Annotated in this window: 14 protein-coding genes and 2 pseudogenes; 9 read left to right on the top strand and 7 right to left on the bottom strand. The window is 35.1% G+C overall.

Translation table 11 applies throughout. The annotated features are described in order from the left end of the window. Positions 1–21 precede the first annotated feature (21 nt). Positions 22–438: a MucBP domain-containing protein gene (locus tag A5866_RS10515; protein WP_254907648.1), complete on the bottom strand. Its 417-nt coding sequence runs from the start codon at positions 436–438 to the stop codon at positions 22–24. Continuing rightward, complete coding sequence (locus A5866_RS10510) at positions 435–1,310, bottom strand: MucBP domain-containing protein (protein ID WP_086445445.1); 876 nt, start codon at positions 1,308–1,310, stop codon at positions 435–437. The genes A5866_RS10515 and A5866_RS10510 overlap by 4 nt, the downstream gene beginning before the upstream one ends. A gap of 194 nt (positions 1,311–1,504) precedes the next feature. Here A5866_RS10510 and A5866_RS10505 point away from each other — a divergent pair, with 194 nt between their 5' ends. After that, on the top strand, positions 1,505–2,650 hold the full coding sequence (locus A5866_RS10505) for an ArgE/DapE family deacylase (protein ID WP_086445446.1): 1,146 nt from the start codon (positions 1,505–1,507) through the stop codon (positions 2,648–2,650). A 268-nt stretch (positions 2,651–2,918) separates the two neighbouring features. Here A5866_RS10505 and A5866_RS10500 read toward each other — a convergent pair whose 3' ends face one another. The 3 genes from A5866_RS10500 to amaP are packed head-to-tail and all read right to left on the bottom strand — an operon-like array spanning position 2,919 to position 4,253. Then, the gene (locus A5866_RS10500; protein WP_086282443.1) at positions 2,919–3,455 is read right to left on the bottom strand and encodes an Asp23/Gls24 family envelope stress response protein; all 537 of its coding nucleotides are present in this window, start codon (positions 3,453–3,455) and stop codon (positions 2,919–2,921) included. Positions 3,456–3,493: 38 nt separating this feature from the next. After that, entirely contained in the window at positions 3,494–3,691 is a 198-nt protein-coding gene (locus A5866_RS10495) for a DUF2273 domain-containing protein (RefSeq protein ID WP_086282445.1), read from the bottom strand. Between the two features lie 10 nt (positions 3,692–3,701). Next, positions 3,702–4,253, bottom strand: a complete 552-nt coding sequence (gene amaP, locus A5866_RS10490) for an alkaline shock response membrane anchor protein AmaP (RefSeq protein WP_086445447.1) — start codon at positions 4,251–4,253, stop codon at positions 3,702–3,704. Positions 4,254–4,594: 341 nt separating this feature from the next. On the opposite strand from amaP, the gene A5866_RS10485 reads away from it, so the two are divergent. The 3 genes and pseudogenes from A5866_RS10485 to A5866_RS10475 all read left to right on the top strand — a co-directional run. Next, on the top strand, positions 4,595–4,876 hold the full coding sequence (locus A5866_RS10485; protein ID WP_086445448.1) for a hypothetical protein: 282 nt from the start codon (positions 4,595–4,597) through the stop codon (positions 4,874–4,876). A 231-nt stretch (positions 4,877–5,107) separates the two neighbouring features. Further along, positions 5,108–5,896, top strand: a pseudogene (locus tag A5866_RS10480) (DNA methyltransferase). 2 nt (positions 5,897–5,898) lie between these two features. After that, a pseudogene (locus A5866_RS10475) lies at positions 5,899–6,003 on the top strand (SAM-dependent methyltransferase); the annotation flags it as partial. 59 nt (positions 6,004–6,062) lie between these two features. Here A5866_RS10475 and A5866_RS10470 read toward each other — a convergent pair. Then, positions 6,063–6,416: a hypothetical protein gene (locus tag A5866_RS10470; RefSeq protein WP_140335150.1), complete on the bottom strand. Its 354-nt coding sequence runs from the start codon at positions 6,414–6,416 to the stop codon at positions 6,063–6,065. A gap of 786 nt (positions 6,417–7,202) precedes the next feature. Between A5866_RS10470 and A5866_RS10465 the strand changes: the two genes are divergently transcribed. From A5866_RS10465 to A5866_RS10445, 5 genes are all read left to right on the top strand, one after another. Continuing rightward, the gene (locus A5866_RS10465) at positions 7,203–7,622 is read left to right on the top strand and encodes a transcriptional regulator (protein WP_086445452.1); all 420 of its coding nucleotides are present in this window, start codon (positions 7,203–7,205) and stop codon (positions 7,620–7,622) included. Between the two features lie 544 nt (positions 7,623–8,166). Next, positions 8,167–9,291: a lysozyme gene (locus tag A5866_RS10460; RefSeq protein ID WP_086445453.1), complete on the top strand. Its 1,125-nt coding sequence runs from the start codon at positions 8,167–8,169 to the stop codon at positions 9,289–9,291. Positions 9,292–9,415: 124 nt separating this feature from the next. Next, positions 9,416–9,880 carry a terminase small subunit gene (locus A5866_RS10455; RefSeq protein WP_254907628.1) on the top strand — a complete coding sequence of 155 codons (465 nt, stop codon included), beginning with the start codon at positions 9,416–9,418 and terminating at the stop codon, positions 9,878–9,880. Beyond that, positions 9,873–10,862: a terminase large subunit domain-containing protein gene (locus tag A5866_RS10450; RefSeq protein WP_254907629.1), complete on the top strand. Its 990-nt coding sequence runs from the start codon at positions 9,873–9,875 to the stop codon at positions 10,860–10,862. The genes A5866_RS10455 and A5866_RS10450 overlap by 8 nt, the downstream gene beginning before the upstream one ends. Positions 10,863–11,081: 219 nt before the next feature. Continuing rightward, positions 11,082–16,346: a S8 family serine peptidase gene (locus A5866_RS10445; protein WP_176332618.1), complete on the top strand. Its 5,265-nt coding sequence runs from the start codon at positions 11,082–11,084 to the stop codon at positions 16,344–16,346. Between the two features lie 836 nt (positions 16,347–17,182). Here A5866_RS10445 and A5866_RS10440 read toward each other — a convergent pair. Beyond that, the gene (locus A5866_RS10440) at positions 17,183–17,545 is read right to left on the bottom strand and encodes a winged helix-turn-helix transcriptional regulator (RefSeq protein ID WP_086445455.1); all 363 of its coding nucleotides are present in this window, start codon (positions 17,543–17,545) and stop codon (positions 17,183–17,185) included. Positions 17,546–17,587 lie beyond the last annotated feature (42 nt).

The following is a 17,587-nucleotide window of genomic DNA, read 5'->3' as shown; positions in this document are numbered from 1 at the left end:
TTTTGTTGATATTATTGAGGTTTAGTTTGTTTTGTTTCTTCTTAAATAGACAAGCCCATTTAGAATAATTAATGATCCGCTAAGGTATAAAATAGAGTGTGTGGCAGTTTCTCCCGTTTTAGGAAAGTTCTTGCTGTTTTTTGAAGAGGTTGTTTTTTGTGCTGTTGGTTTTCCAGTGTTGCCTTGATTTGTATCTGTTGTGTTGCCAGATTCTTTATTGAAAATGTAGTGATAAGTAACAGTTTGTTTAGTATCAGTTAAAGTTCCAATCGCATTTGTAGGTAATTTTGTCTCATCTAGCGTATAGCCTTCAATGATTCGTTTATAGGCTGTCATTGAGACATCATAAGCTGTACCAATCATCCCGCTGACAATTTTGGAATCAACTAGTTTTTGACCATTTTCATCTACATATTGAACGGTAAGATTTTGTGCTATCTGTTGATTTTTTTTGTACGTAATTTTGTTTCGTCTAGCGTATAGCCATCGATGACTAGTTTGTAGGTATCTGTTGATGCATCATAAGGTTCGCTAATCATCCCGCTGATTGGTTTGGGATTAGCTATTTCTGTCCCTTCCTCATCAACATAACGTACTGTGACATCATGGGCTTTGCTTGGATTCTTTTTGTATGTGTAAATCAAGAGTTGTGCTACTGGACTTATTGTACCTGTAGCATTTGTAGGTAACTTTGTTTCATCTAATGTGTAGCCTTCAATTGCTAGTTTGTAAGTATCTGTTGAAGCATCATAGGGATCGCCCACAATACCAGAGATCGTTTGTTTTGTTAAAATCTCATTTCCCTGTTCATCAAGGTACAAAACAACAACTTCCCCACTAGGTTGTGGATCAGCTCTTTTCTGAACAATGTATTCTCCAGAAAATTTATGTGCTAGTTGGGGATAATTTGATGGATTCTCTACATTGGCTGGAATCACAAAATTGGTTATTCGATCTCCTTCTTTTAATACAATATTATCAGGGAGCGTGAAGGTAAAAGAATATTTTTCTTCATCTATTTTTGTAACGGTATAATGAAACATCTGATTACCAGAGGTCGTACCATTGTAATTTTTACCATTAATTGCGATCCAAGCAGCACCGTCGAATGTACTGACAGAAACCTTTTCTCCAGAAGGCAAAGTGCCAAACGCCGCCAGATACCCTGAAATTTGTGTTTGACCTTCATAGGGTGTATCTAATGTAGGGCCTTCAAAAACTAATTGATCCACCGCATAGGAAGCTTTTGGAAAACACGTCATAATTAGCAAAATAGCAAAAAAACTGATTAAACTAGCGATTTTTTTCATTTTTTTATCTTCTTTTTTTTATTATTATTCATTCAGTATATATGAAAAAAAGGAAAAATAAGATATAGGCAAAAATAACCGATTTTATTTAACGAAATTCTCATTTAGGTGTATAGTTAACCTGTAAGCATATTTATCCATTTTCTCACACACGATGAGAAACTGAATGAATCAAATGAAAGAAGGCCAACACAATGGAAAATCAAGAAAAAGTTCAAATTTTAAAAGACATCGTTACAATTAAATCGGTCAACGGCAATGAAAAAGAGGTCGCTGAGTATCTAAGTAAGTTATTCAAAAAACACGGGATCGACTCAAGCTTTTTAGAATATGACAAAGATCGTGATAACCTAATTGTTGAAATTGGGAACAAAAATAACGAGAAAGTTCTAGCATTTTCTGGACATATGGATGTCGTTTCAGCAGGAAATGTTGCGGATTGGACTTCTGATCCGTTCAAACCTGAAATTCGTGATGGGAAAATGTACGGTCGCGGCACATGTGATATGAAGAGTGGTTTAGCTGCTATGGCCATTGCGATGATCGAATTAAAAGAAGAACATGCTGCCTTTAATGGACGCCTACGTTTGATCGCAACAGTGGGTGAAGAAGTTGGTGAACTAGGAGCCGAGCAATTAACGAAAGAAGGCTACGTCGATGATGTAACCTCAATGGTGATCGGTGAACCCTCTGGTTATGCTGGAATCGTTTATGCACATAAAGGTTCAATCAATTTTAAAGTAGAGTCTCAAGGTAAAAATGCTCACAGCTCAATGCCTCAACTTGGGGTTAATGCAATCGATCATCTAAATGATTTCTATTCAAGAGCGAATCAATTATTCCGTAGTGAAACCCATACAGATGCAGTCTTAGGTGATTTTATCTATAACGTAACGATGATTTCCGGCGGAGAACAAATCAACAGTATTCCAAGTGAAGCCAGTCTACAAGGAAATATCAGAACGATTCCTGGCTATGATAATGATGTTGTAATCAAAAAAATGAACGAACTGATCGATGAATTAAACCAAAAAGACACCTACCATTTAACGTTAAGTATCGAAGCAAATAAAATTTCTGTGAAAAGCGAAAAAGATTCTGATATCGCAAAAATCGCCCAACAAGTAGCGAAAAAACAAGTGAATGTGGATATTCCAATGGTCGGTGTTTCTGGTACAACAGATGCTGCTGAATTTACCAAAGGCAAACAAGCTTTCCCAGTAATTATCTTTGGACCAGGTAATGAAACGCCTCACCAAGTAGATGAGTATGTGGATGTGGATAATTATTTGGAAATGGTGGATATTTATAAAGAAATGGCTACGAGTTATTTAGTGTAATGGATATTTGAATCGTATTAAAAGTATCGTAGTTCCCCTTTTTCAGTGGTAAATTGAATTTTAAAATCAGAAATTAACTAATGTTGTATTAATAAATATAAATTTCTTGAGTTTTAAATGAATTAGATAATAGATAGCTTCTGCTTTGGAATTAAGTAATTAAACTAAAACCCGTACAATGCATTTTATGCATTATACGGGTTTTAGAAATTTATCAAAGGCTCTGCCTTTTTTTACTGATTAGTAGTATTATTTAAGTTTTGCAAACTTATTGAACCCTTGCTTCTGTTGCATCTTTTGCTTTTGCTACACCGTTATTTGCCATTTTTTTTGCTTTTTCTGTTTGTTCACTTGTGAAATTGCTTATTGATTCTGTCGCATCACTTAATCGATCTTGAACAGTTGTTGAATCTTCTTCATATTGTTCTTTTGATTTTACGTCTGTTACAGTTACATTCACTTCTACTACTTTAAGAGAAGTCATTTTTTCAACTTCTCTAGAAATAACCTCTTTAATTTTTTCATACAACGCTGCGATATCTCTACCGTATTCAGTTACAACATCTAAATCAACTGCCACTTGTTTTTTCCCTACTTCAACATCGATCCCAGTAGTGACGTCTTCTCTATTAACAAGCTTGTTAGCAACGTTTGAGAAAAAACCGCCTTCCACTGTCAATAATCCATCGACTGATTCTAACGCAATCCCGATTATTTTTTGGATTACTTTATCATCATAAGTAAGTTCACCCTTAATACCATTTACACTTGCTTCTTCTTTTTTTGGTAGATTTTTGTTATCCATATCTTCAAATCCCTTCTTTTAGTTAATTATTTATAGTTTTACTTTCTTTTATTAGAAAGAAAGATATCTATCCATCCATGCGCAGTAGCATACCATCCCACAAAACCGCCAAGAATAACAAACACGATAATTAGAACGGTTTTAAAGAAACCTAAAGTCAACATTAATAGTGCAATCAATAAACCTGCTAGTGCACCGATTATAGGTCCTTTATGTGTTTCCCATACCTCATTCATATATTTCCTCCTATTTTACACGTTGAACATTTTCTGCTCGAGGCTTTTCAAATTTAATTTTGATTGAAATTTTTACGCCTGTTCCAATCAAATCATGTAGTTGATTTTCTAACTTTTTACTCCATTCGTCAGTTTTACCATATAAATCTGAAACTATTTGAAAATCACCTTTAACTTTTATCTTTATCTTTTTTTGACTCATTGTTGCTTTCACATTTGGATTTTTCATCAATTTCTCTGCTGTCAATGACTCAGAGACGAATCCTTCTACCGCTTTTTTACTGATTTTTAAATGACCATCTGATTTTGTAAATGAAAATTGACTCACTCTTTTTGGATAAAATAATGTAATTAATACTAAAACGAAAAAGATAATCAAAGTAGCTACTGCAAGATAGAATGCAATTATAGGTAACCAAGTACCAACTAATGGGTAGTCATCCAGACTTAAAAAGTAAAATGGTATAGATATATATGTTTGATAAGAAACGACGGCTGAAAAAGATAAATACATAAGTAGCAAAAGTAAAAACGTAATAAATGTTTTTTTTAATTTACTCAAAGTGAACCTCCTGTCAGTTATTGTATGAATTCAACTATACATTTAAAATAACAGCTTTGTTTCTATTTTGTCAAAGACTATGCACTTAAGTTACCATATATCTAATTAGTCTAGTTAAGTTAGATGTAGATTAGCTTAGTTTAAATAAGCAAACTTATGATGAAGGCCCATATTAATTTGATAATAAGATAAGATGTGCATAATAGATTTATCATTTCAATCATAATTCAATCATCAATTTTGTCTAGTTACATGAAAATATTGATTTTTTAAAAACATCCGAGGGGATGTGCGCAATCAGAGTTTATAGTCAAAATGAAGATAAGTTTTGGGATGATCACATGGCTTACAGATCGCTTTGGGGCGAGACGAGGAAACCAGCCACCGCCGAACAGATAGCAACGTTTAAACGAGCTGAACACTTTGCCAGTAAAGGGCGTAAGTTGGATGAGTTTAAAGGTTGGGACACAGTTGCCTTTAACGGCGTTGGGAAAACAGTGATAGGTACAAATGATGACTGTGTTGTTCTTTGTGATACAGCTATCAAGAAAAATAATCCTGAGTTGATACTCATCCAAACAGCCGAAGAACTGCAGGAGGTAGAGCATGGAGAAAAAGTGTAAGAAATGTGGAACAAAATTACTGGACTGTGATTGCGGACAATGCCACGTTTGCCATCCGGAAGAAATATGCGAAACATGTGGCGGCTGCCATATAGATCATTGGGAAGCTGGGGATTGTTGGTCATCGGTAAATGACCCTGACTACGATCCGTGGGATATATAAACTAACTAAACGAAGGGAGTAGGAGATTTCCTGCAGGACTAAAAAGCTTTTTACTCCTTTGTGATTATATGATTGTATGGGCGCTTTTCGACAGTGGAAACGGATGCTATAAACGCTCTGCTGAAAAATTCGATGACATAGAAATTTATAGCATAGGCTTGGATATAGAAAACAAGAACGATCACTTTATACATTTAAATTTAGCTGATTACTCATATATGTTTGGAAACAATCAGATGTATGAGGTTCTGAATAAACTACCAAAACCTGACTTGATTATAGCTAGTCCTCCGTGTTAGTCTTGGAGTGTTTGCTAGTGCCTTAGCGGGGGGAACGCCTGTTGGAAAAGGGAAGATGTATCAGATAACTTATTCCAACCACAAATACAGCCAAGTCCGTTTACCGAGAGAACAAAATTAGATTATCAAAATTCGCATAATAATTTAAATTACGGTAAGCAGTTCATCAAGAGAGTAAATGGCGAACTAACTGCTTATAACACGATTGAGATAATTAAACGGTACGATCCAGAGTATTTTATTATTGAGAATCCAGCAAATAGCAAGCTGTGGGAATACGTTGAAGATGTTATTGGCTTTCGGCTGCCATATAAAAACTTAACCAGGTATAACAATTATGATTACCCACTTCAAAAGCCAACTAAATTCGCAAGTAACATTCAACTAGGACTTAAAAACGAAATAATTAAGGCTGATGTTGAATGGGGAAGTTTTTCAAAAGATTACAACGAGCGATCAAACATTCCCGAAAAGTTAGTTAATGAAATATTTGAGAAAGTGATAGCAGCATATGAAGGCAAGAGGACGGTTGCCGTTAGATTGGATGGTGATAGCTGATGATTAAAAACATACTAGATGCCTGTTGCGGCAGTCGTATGTTTTGGTACGACAAACAAAGTAAAGATGTCCTGTATATGGATTTCAAACAAGTTTTTGACGAGTTAAGATGATATTAAAAGGTTGATAGAGCAGAATTTTTATTTTTGGTATTTTAACAAAATAATTAATTGACAATTTTTATTTTTTCAAAGTGTTTGTAAATTTTTGTACTTGCATTTGCAGGATATACAAAGATAAACCAAGCTTGGAATTGAGATTTATCAACTTCTATTTTAAGGTCAGATTCCAGAAGAATTGTACCTATCAAAATAAAAGAAATTAGGATGCTTAAAATTTCAAGCCAAATCGAGTATCTATCTACAGATAGATCTTTAAATGATATTGATTTTTGTGATAATTTACTTGCTAGTATGCAGAAAATTACACCTACAATCAAGTCGATAAAGAAACCTAAAATGATAATCTCAGTGAAATGGTTTTCAGACATAAAAACGTTAAAATGGTTGTCAAATATCAAGAAGACTAACCCACATATAAGCAAATGCATAAGAGCTGCTAAGAAATTGGAAAAGAATCTATTTAATATGTTTGTACTATTTGAACTCAAAATATTATTACATCTTTTAATTCATATCAACTTTAATGTAAAATAAACCAAACTAAACGTTGGATGATGTGTAAAGATAATCTGGTAAATAAGTATAAAAGAGAGTGAGTAGCAACAGATTGTATGAGTGGTCATTAGTAGGAGAATCAGTAGCTCAAGAAGTTACAAAAATTGGCTGAACTGTCTAGCGGGATTGTTCAGATTGAGTGGAAAGAACTACCTAAACAGCCAGACTTTAAAACTAAAGGCGACAAACGCAAAGGCACCATGAGCAGGCAGAAGGCGTTTGGTGGATTGTTTAAATGATATGTTTACATCGTTTAGTAGCTAGATACATTAATAGAAATGGATTGAGGATCCCATACATCATTAAAAATATTCCTATTATTTTTATGTCGAGGTGGTTAGTAGCGATTACAAATGTGACGAATCCTAAAAAGCCAAAAGCAAAAGAGAATAAAAATGACAGGAATACTAAAAGACCCGCTAGAAAACGGATTCTGTAGAACAAACTAATATAAAAAGTTATAAAGGCTAATAGACTTCCGGTGAAAAGTATATCGAATGAAACCATAGTAAACAGTGTGAATAAAACAAACGTATTAATTAAAATAGAAAATATAGTCAAAAATCTCATCATATTCAAAAATAACAACTCCTTTTCGGAGTAATTATATCATAGAGAGAGGTAACGGATTGAGAACATCAACATTTAACTATATCAAAGACATCCTAGCGGATTATTACAAAACAGATGAATATATCAAACAGCGCGAGGATGAGTTACGTTATCCTCAACGTGAATCTAATCTTAACGGAGATATCAAAGGTACCAAAGCGAGTTATGACAATCAGGTTAACTTGATGATTACGATTGAGCAGGACAAAAGGTTAACTAACTTAGAGCGTAATAAGCAAGTAGTTTCTAATGCGCTTGATAACTCCGATAAAGACACAAGGACAATTATTCATGAGCTTTATTTAGTAAAACGACCAGTGTATACGATGGACGGTCTACTACAAAGTGGTAAAGTTTTTTGTAGTAAAAGAACAGCGCAACGATTACGAACTGAATTTTTTGAAGAAATAGCTAATGCTTTAAATCTTGATACATGAAGATGGCAAGAAAATGGCGCCATTTAATATAGATATAATGATATATTGATATTATGAAATATTAAGATAAACCATTCAAAGCAAACAATTACACACACAACTAATTTACGATAGTTGCTTTAGTTGGTTATCGCCACTCACAGGTAAATACCTAGTTTACAGCCTGTGGGTGGGTTATTTTTATACTAAATGACTGACGAATTCATATATTAGATGGGCACCACCTAAAAGAGCAACCTCGTATAAAAGATCCTTTGAAATTAATTGAAGTTTTGAAAGCAATTTTTTTAGCATGGCGAACATCTCCTTGTTTTAAGTTAATAAATCTATCATAAACTAATAAGCTAAAATGAAACTTAAATGGTGAAACTTTATAAAACGAGGCAAATCGAATTAATACTGACAGATCAAAGAGTCATCGCATACGCGGTGGCTTTTTATATTGGGAGAATACTGACAGAATTGCGATAGTTTGAAAGAATAAATATCCTTTAAACTAACGTTGTAAGATATTACAAAAACAAATGTTAGGAGGTAATAATATATGGCAAAAACAATTGGAGAAGTAAGGAATTTTCTCGACAGTCTTGTCGGTAAAGTGACTGTTGATAAATCTGACAGCGGTTTAAGTGGTCAATGCGTCAGTTTGATTAAAAATTTGCTTGAATTTGTTGGGGCACCTAATCCGTATGCTGCACGAGGAAATGCAAAAGATATTCCAAACACGTATGTTTCTCAAGGAATCGCAAAAGTTGGAACAGGCACACTCAACATAGCTGTTAGCAGAAATGGTGGCGGTGGCTACGGGCACGTTTGGGTAAAAATCGGTTCTGATAGTTGGCAAGCAAACTGGAATGGCTTTGCTGTTAAGAAGAATGTTGGGGAAGTCCCTATTACAGATATTTTAAATCTAGACCAATGGATTTCATCAAGCAACACATCGACTCCAGACGAAAAAGCGACTACTTTAAGTTCTAATGGGGAAGCATTAATCAAGAAATTTGAAAATTGTATCCTTACAGCATATGATCTTGGTGATGGAATGATTACTATTGGTTGGGGACATGCAGAACCAAAAGGGCAAACAAATTTAGTCGCTGGAGTAACAACGTGGTCTCAAGCTCAAGCGGATGATCAATTCAGAAAGGATATATCGGGTTATGTAAATGCAGTAAACAACTATTTTACTCGTTCTTTTAATCAAAATCAATTTGATGCAATGGTGAGCTTTACCTATAATTGCGGTACAGGGGTCTTTAAAAGAGATAATTGGGATAAAAATGCTTCTAATAGTTACATTACGGAGTCATTCGCTAATTACATTAATAAAGGATCACAATTTGAGGAAGGCTTAAGACGTCGTCGTCAAGAAGAAATTAATTTATTTAATACGCAAATAAGTGAGAATGAGGAAAATAAACTAAATACAGAGGAGGAAAAAGAAATGATGAAATTAACAGTTGTAGATGGGGTATACAAAGGAACTAAAGGTTATCTTTACAATGGACGATTTATTGTAGGTGGAAATACAGGGGATTATAATATCATTTATAACAAACTAAAATTGATGGAATCACAAGGGAAAATTCAACCAATTGATGAAGTCATTAATGGTACGGAATATGAAAAGCTCATTAATGTTTTTCCGTCATATAAAAATTCAAAATAAACAGCTACTCGCTTTTAGTAAGAGATTTCCAATTTTTAGTCATCGCATACGCGGTGGCTTTTTATATTACATAAACCGTCATTCGTGGCGGTTGTTTTAGTTTAAAGAGAAGGAGGTGAACAACATGACAGCAAAAGGAATGAATAATCGGCAAAAAATATTTGTAACACAATATTTAATCGACTTTAATGCTACACAAGCTGCAATCAGAGCAGGATATTCAGAAAAGACAGCACGTTCTCAAGGACAGCGTCTGTTGACAAATGTTGACATTAAAAACGCTATTAAAGAAGAACGTGAAAAAATTCAAGATGAAAACATCGCTACAGCAAAAGATGTTGAGGAATTCCTTTCTCAAGCTATGAATGGCCAAATTGATGAAGAGGTCTTGATGGTTGTTGGCGCAGGAGACGGCGTGGGAGATGTGGCTCGAGAACGTAAGGAGCTATCTGCTAAAGACCGGATCAAAGCTGCAGAACTATTGGGTAAGCGTCATGCGCTGTTCACCGATAGACAAGAGATTGATGCAACCATCAGAACAGATAAGCTCGATAGTATTTTACAACAATTAGGTGATGAAGATGACTGAGTTGATTCTGTCACCTAAGTACAAAAGATTTCTTAAATATGACACAGACGTTGAGTTTCTTGAGGGAACCACAGCAGCAGGCAAAACAACTGTAGGGGCTGTTAAATTTCTTTTTAAGGTTGCTGAATCAAATAGGAAACTGCACATCATTAGCGGCTTAGATTTGGGAACAATCGAAAAAAATATTATTCAATCCGAATTAAGAATTATTGATATTTTTGGAAGCTTAGTCACCTACCACTCTAAAGGGAATAAGGATCACAGCTTGCCTCACCTGAAATATCAAACCTCTAACGGAGAAAAAATAATATATGTGCTTGGTTACGATAACAAAGCTCGTTGGAAAAAGGTTCTTGGTGGTCAATATGGTTGTTTGTACATTGATGAAATAAACATTGCTGATATGGAGTATGTCCGAGAAATATTTATGTGTGCTGATTATGTGATGGCAACTTTAAATCCTGATGATCCAGAGCTACCCATTTACCATGAGTACATTAATCATGCCAGGCCATTACCTGAATATGAAACGGATGCACCTAGAGAGATTAATGATCAGTTGAATCAGTCACCTAAAGAAGGATGGGTTCACTGGTTTTTTGGTTTTTCCCATAATGACGGCTTAACTGAAAGAAAGAAGCAGAAGATAATATCTGCTGTACCAACGGGAACGAAATTATACAAAAATAAAATTCTCGGTATCAGAGGTCGAGCTGAAGGTCTGGTGTTCTCCAACTTTGAGTACAAAAATAATGTGATTACTGAACAAAAAGCGATGAGTAAGAACTATATATACTTTTCTTGTGGTGTGGATACTTCCTACTCAGCACAATCGAATGATACAATCTCATTTATATTTCAAGGGATCACTGACATAGGTGAAATAGTGATACTTGAGGAAGAAGTTAAAAATAATAAAGATGAAAGAACACCATTTTCTCCAAGCGATGTAGCAGTAAACCTTATTCAATTTCTAGAATGATGTAGAAAAAAGTGGGGATTTTCTCGGATGGTCTATGTTACGTTGTAAGCAATAATAGTTCGTTACGAATGTCTTTTTTATTTCTCCTAAAAACTGCTGAATAAAATGAAGTTTCAAGTTTTTATAAAAAAAGTCTTTATAAAGTTGAAAATAAATGACATTTGAATTAGAATTGAATTGTATTATTATTTGAAAATGATGAAAAAGGAGGGGTTAGGAATGATGAAGTTTGGTTATGTTAGAAAAAGGAAAAGTAGTAGCCTGTTTTTACTAACTATTTTATTATTATCTATCGGGCTGAATATCTATGGAACAATTGCTTTTGCTGATAAAGATACACCTGCACAGCAAAATATTGGTTATGATAAGTTAATAGAGGCTCATAAAAAAAGTGAAGCGACTGTAAATGATCTAAGTAAAAAAGCGTTTGAAGAGAATGTCAAAGCCCAATTAACAAGTAGAGGATTTGACACAACTGGATTTGAAGAAAATACTTTTGACGGAAATCAAGAAATTCGGTTAATTGTGCAACTTGAAAAAGCTGCGGCAGTTGAAGAACTACCTGATCCCACAGGAAGCAAAGCGTCCGTTCAATCAATTGAACAAGCGACAGAGGATGTTATTGAAAATCAATCGACAGTAAAAAAGAAAATCGAAGCTTTAACGGGGAATAAAAGTGATCGAGCTTTTGGTTACTTGATCAATGGTTTTTCAATTGATGCGAAATATAAAGATGTTGATACGATAAAATCTATTCATGGAGTTGCCTCTGTTTCGGCTGCAAAGGTCTATCATCCAACCTCAATCGATTCAAATCAGCTGGCAAACGTTCAGCAAGTATGGGAAAACTACAAATTAAAAGGGGAAGGAATGGTTATCTCTATCATTGACTCAGGCGTTGATCCTACACATAAAGACTTACGTTTATCCGAAGAAACTAAAGAAAAAATTTCCCTACAAGTAGGAGGACAAAGCGCAAAAAATTTGGGGTATGGACAAGCCTTTACTAGAAAAGTTCCTTATGGTCACAATTATGCCGATAATAATGAGGATATTATTGATACAAATCCTGGAACGGGCATGCATGGGATGCACGTTGCAGGGATTGTTGCCGCAAATGGTATTGGAGAGGATCCTGCTAAAGCAGTATTAGGTGTTGCACCAGAAGCACAAATACTTGCAATGAAAGTCTTTCCAAATAATACGAGGGTTGCAACAGCCTTAGACGATGATGTAATTGCGGCGATTGAGGATTCAGTAAAACTAGGAGCTGATGTCTTAAACATGAGTTTAGGTTCTGTTTCAGGTGCCGTGGACCCAGATTCTCCAGAACAATTAGTCATACGACAGGCTGCTGAAGCAGGTGTGTTGTCTGTGATTTCGGCAGGGAATAGTAGTATTAGTACTACGGACAATACGAATGTTGATCCACAAAATAAATTAGGAACAATAGACACAGGAACACTTGGTTCACCAGGTGTTACGAAAGAAGCTTTAACTGTTGCTTCTGCAGAAAATACGTATATTACAAGTGGTGGCTTGCTGGTTCAACTAGTTGATACAAACGGGACGAAGCAGCCCTATCACATGGAGACCTCAACATCACCTTCTGGTGCAATCGTCTTTTCTAATCCAACAACTGAAAGTACAGACCTACTAAAACAAACAACCGACTTAATCGATGTTGGAATCGGAGCAGAAAGTGACTATCGATCGAAAGATGTTCAAGGAAAAATAGCATTAATTCAACGTGGGACAATCAATTTTTCAGAAAAACAACGTAATGCCAAGGAACATGGAGCAATTGCTGCATTTATTTATAACAACGTTTCAAATAGTCCTCCTATGGGAATGCAAATCGAGGATCTTAACTATTTAACTTTAAGTTTAACAAAAGAAGATGGGGAAGCACTTGTTAAACTAGCGAAAGATAATAAGAATCAACGATTTAGTTTTGATAGCGGTGAGTTTCAATTTGCAAATCCCAAAACAGGTAAAATGTCTGATTTTTCTTCATGGGGATTAACACCCAATTTAGAATTTAAGCCGGAAATATCAGCTCCTGGAGGGAATATTTACTCGACAGTTAATAACAATCAATATAAAACGATGAGTGGAACGTCAATGTCTGCTCCATTTGTTGCTGGTTCCCAAGCACTTATTTATCAGGCCTTGAAAAATGGAAAAACCTCGCTGTCTGGAACAGATTTAACCCGTTTTGCAAAATTATCTGTGATGAATACTGCATTACCAATGTTGGATAAAAATCATAATGAAGTGATTATTTCACCACGTCGCCAAGGTGCTGGGCAAATAAAAGTGGACAAAGCAATCGAAAATACGACGTCCTTGACTGATGCAGTTGATGGTGATGGTGCACTGGCACTAAAACAAGTTGGTCAGGAAACCACGATTTCTGTTAAACTGAAAAATAATGGAAATAAAGAAGCCACATACCAATTTACGGACTTTGGCGGTGTTTATACAGAAGCACAAACCAGTACTGCTGAGGTCTATGAAACCAAAATAAAAGATGCGAAAATGCTAGCGAGTCAGAATAAAGTAACGATACAACCAGGTCAAACACAAACGATTCAGCTCAAATTAAGCTTACCCAATTCGTTGTCGAAACAACAATTTGTAGAAGGCTACATCGGATTTACAAGTGATACTCAACCAGATTTAACCATGCCATTTGTTGGATTTTATGGGGATTATAGTTTAGCATCTGTGATTGATGCACCAATCTATGACGCAGCGTCAATTCAAGGATTTGGTTTTTTTACAGATAAGAACAATACTTTCTTAGGTTTGAAAAATAATACGATTAATCCTGATTTAGTTGCTATTTCTCCTAATAAAGATGGTCGTAAAGATGAAGCAAAACCAACCTTAAACTTTTTACGAAATGCTAAAAGTGTTACGTATGAAATTGTAGATGCCGATAAAAAAGTAATTCGACGTTTGGCTGAGGAAAAAGGAATTCGTAAAGACACATTTAATTCTAGCATGGGGCGTTTTACGTCTCATACGATTACAAGTGCTAATTGGGATGGCACCACATTTAATTTGAAAACTGGAAAAAATGAAGTCGTACCAGATGGACAATATCAAATGAAAGTAGTCGCTAAGGCCGATATTGTTGATGCGAAACCTCAAGAAATGTATCTGCCAATAAAAGTCGATACTGTCGAACCAACGATTGAGCAAATAGCCTTCGATAATGCTAATCCAACAGCAAAATTAAATGTAAATCTGACAGATGAATTAAGTGGTGTAGATTTAAGAGCAGTCACTGTTTCTGTTAACGGAAGAATCGAAACGTATGATCTTAGCAATCAAACATCAGGACCTATTTCGATTCCGCTAGTCGCATCTCAGCAACCGAGCGAAGGTCAGAATCAAGTCGAACTGCTGATTACGGATTATGCAGGAAATTATGCTTATCGAAATCAGTTGATACAACAAGGGACAAAGGCTGGGTTAGTCCTTTTCAATCTATTTGAAGATCAAGTGATTACAAGCAATACCGCTAATTTTTCAATCACGAATCAAACCTTGTTGATCAATGGTTCATATCCTCAGGAATTATTCGTTAACGGAGTTAAAGCGACAAAAAATGAACAGTTATTTGAAGTAGTTGTTCCTGTGACAAATGACACTAAAACGATTGTCTTTTCTACGGATAGTGAGGGTCAAACTATTATTAAAGAAGTTCCAATCACTGTATATAGCAAATTGCCTGAGTTATCCATTACGGATCCCATAGAAGAAAATAGTATAACGAATCAATCGATATATACCTTGAATGGAACAACAGGTAAAACAACGAAAAAACTAGAAATAGAGCAAACAAGTAGCAGTCAAAAAGTTGATTTGACATCTCTAATTCAAGCAGATGGTCACTTTAAAACAGATATAGAATTGGTTCATGGTCAAAATTTAATTTCGATTTATGCGACAGATGAGTATGGGAATCAAACCGTAGAAGAACGAATTATTACAACCTCAAGCTACCAGCAAAGAGAGATTCTTGTATTAGAAAATATTAATATAAGTAATATCACTATCGTTGGTGTGGGCAACCCTGATTATGATTCAGCGGCAGAAACTTATACAATAAAAGGTCGTTTGCGTGAAAAGGTCGATCATTTTACAATCAACAAACAAGAGGTTTCTTATGATCCCGATACATTGACCTTTAGTTTCCCTATCAAGCTAAAACAAGGAAAGCAAAGTCTAGCCTTTTATGTCCAATCAGACCAAAAAAATAATGGAAATCCTTTTGTCAATGAAGGATACTATGTGGTCGTTGATACAGTTTTGCCAACCTTGCAGATGGATAACTTGACAATAGATGAAAAAGGGAACTATTCAGTCTATACGAATGAAAATCCGTTTCATTTAAAAGGCTCAATTTCAGATAATTTTTCAGGGTACAAACTCTTTGTAAACAATGAAAACATTTATTCGGATGTCAATTACAATACGTTTGATGAGAAATTTTTTGAGGGTAAACCAGCAGCTGCATTTGATTATGAAGTCCCTGTAACAGAGGGAGAGAATCACCTACAAGTTGGATTAACAGATAGTATTGGAAATACAACAAGTAAAGCTGTTTCAGTCTTTTATAGCAATCAAGCACCAAAAGTACCTATTGTCACGGCAAATAATCAAACTGTAACAAATCAATCCGTTAAACTAAAAGCTACTGCCGAACCGAAGACCACAATCTATTATAGTTTTGATACTGAACGTTATGAGCGTTATACAGATGAAATAGCTGTTGTAACAAATCAAAAAGTATACTTTTATGCAGTAGACCAGTATGGCAACAAGTCCGACATAACAACTTATGAAGTAAATAATATTCAAAGTAGTATTGCGGCGAAACCGATTATAACCATTAATGCTAAAACGCGGAGTCAGAACGCGACACTTCCTGTACAAGTTACAATTACGTATGACAAAGAATTGACAGAAGAACAAAATCGTTATACCCATCTTCGTTATAGTCTGGATAAAGGCGTCAGTTATCAATCGTATACAGTGCCATTTGAGCAAGCAAAAGCAACCGAAATCTGGGCTCAAAGCTACGATGATGCTGGGAATGAGAGCGAGATCGTCAAAGCAGTTATATCATTTCCAAAACCAGAAGAACCAACAGATTCTACAGAAAATACTCAACCAGATAAGTCGTCGACAGAGACATCGGGTAGTACTAAGCAATCTGATGGAAGCAACAGCTCGGAGCAATTACAACAAACGGGAACATCATCAGGGAATCCGTCAGCTGTTCAAGGTGGGATAAACTCTTCAGTTAAAAGCTATGGAATAACAGATCAAACTAAAAAAGAACGTAGTACTTATCCTAAAACAGGAGAAGCTCAGAAGAATGCAATAAGGCTCATTGGCTTTGCACTTGTTCTTCTAGTATGTGGATATTACTTCAGAAGAAAATTGAAGAATAACAAAATTTATTAAGAGTATAGGAGGAGAAATCAGAAACTTGAAGCGATGATTAAAGTAACATTTTTAGTGCTTATATATCACAGAGACTAAAACGTTATTTATTTTATGAACAAGAAAAAACAAACAGCTGTTTATCATGTGATAGTAGAAAAATGGTTGGAAGTTTCTGAACGATAAACAGCTATTTGAAATCCGCAGGTTCTGCAGGCCTGCGGATTTTTTACACAACGACCCTATATCCGCCATATGGATCATTGTTAATAATGATGAATTCAAAATCGAATACGATAGTTGCTATTCAAATGAATGAAAATGTAGAGACATATTGCTCGGTTTTTGTACGCATTGACTGGGCTGCCTGTTTGAATGAATGACAACTAGCTGGTAGGATTCGACTCTAAACCCATCAACTAGCAAGCACAATTGGTAGAATGTAAATACGCAAAAAACGTATTTATAAAGGAGAACAAAGTACTTGCTAGTTATAAAAAGAGCGAAAAAATACGGCATTAGCGACTAAACTAATACCGTGCAAAAGTGCAATAAATAACCACCAACTGCTTCAACCCACTCAAATCTGTAAAAAGTACTAGTATTTCTTACAAAAATTGAGTAAAATGAAAGAGTCGATATGAAAATATTGACTAGGGCAACTTATATTATTAGTTTACGCTGATAATATGAGGCTCTGTATGAGTATGTCCGTCCTTTAGCAGAGTGCCTTTTTATTTTGTTTTTCGCTCTAATAAGCAACTTCCATAAAACAACTTTTAATAATAAAAATTTAAACTTGGTGAAAATGAGCTTTTACAAGAAAGATAGCCTCCCGGGATAAGAAGGCTATCTTTTTATTTTCGTATTATTTCAAAAACATCTCTATTTTCCTCACACCAATTTCCAAATACTTCATAAACAGGCAGAAGACTTCTTCCGAGACCTGTAAGTAAATATTCTACTCTAGGCACATTTTCATTGTATTCTATTCTTGAAATTAGCCTGTCCTTCTCTAGGTGTTTAAGTTGGGCTGATAATGTCTTATGGCTAACCTCAGGAATTTTTCTTTTCAGCTGTCCATATCTAATGTTAGGATTTCCGCTCAAGTGATAAATAATTTGTATTTTCCATTTACCACCTATCATGGTTAATAATTTTTCTATATTTTTAAAACCATAATCTTCAACAGTGCATCTATTTTCTTTTTCTGATTTCAAATCTCAACCTCCAATGGGTACTTACTTTTTTGTGCGTAATTG

Source organism: Enterococcus sp. 12C11_DIV0727, from assembly GCF_002148425.2.
Lineage (GTDB): Bacteria > Bacillota > Bacilli > Lactobacillales > Enterococcaceae > Enterococcus_L > Enterococcus_L lemimoniae.
The sequence above is the reverse complement of the archived record's forward strand: the minus strand, read 5'-3'. Positions and strand labels throughout refer to the sequence as shown.

Coding starts and splice junctions, on each gene's coding strand:
- A5866_RS10510 (WP_086445445.1), bottom strand. CDS start 1,310: ATGAAAAAAATCGCTAGTTTAATCAGTTTTTTTGCTATTTTGCTAATT.
- A5866_RS10505 (WP_086445446.1), top strand. CDS start 1,505: ATGGAAAATCAAGAAAAAGTTCAAATTTTAAAAGACATCGTTACAATT.
- A5866_RS10500 (WP_086282443.1), bottom strand. CDS start 3,455: ATGGATAACAAAAATCTACCAAAAAAAGAAGAAGCAAGTGTAAATGGT.
- A5866_RS10495 (WP_086282445.1), bottom strand. CDS start 3,691: ATGAATGAGGTATGGGAAACACATAAAGGACCTATAATCGGTGCACTA.
- A5866_RS10485 (WP_086445448.1), top strand. CDS start 4,595: ATGGCTTACAGATCGCTTTGGGGCGAGACGAGGAAACCAGCCACCGCC.
- A5866_RS10460 (WP_086445453.1), top strand. CDS start 8,167: ATGGCAAAAACAATTGGAGAAGTAAGGAATTTTCTCGACAGTCTTGTC.
- A5866_RS10455 (WP_254907628.1), top strand. CDS start 9,416: ATGACAGCAAAAGGAATGAATAATCGGCAAAAAATATTTGTAACACAA.
- A5866_RS10450 (WP_254907629.1), top strand. CDS start 9,873: ATGACTGAGTTGATTCTGTCACCTAAGTACAAAAGATTTCTTAAATAT.
- A5866_RS10445 (WP_176332618.1), top strand. CDS start 11,082: ATGATGAAGTTTGGTTATGTTAGAAAAAGGAAAAGTAGTAGCCTGTTT.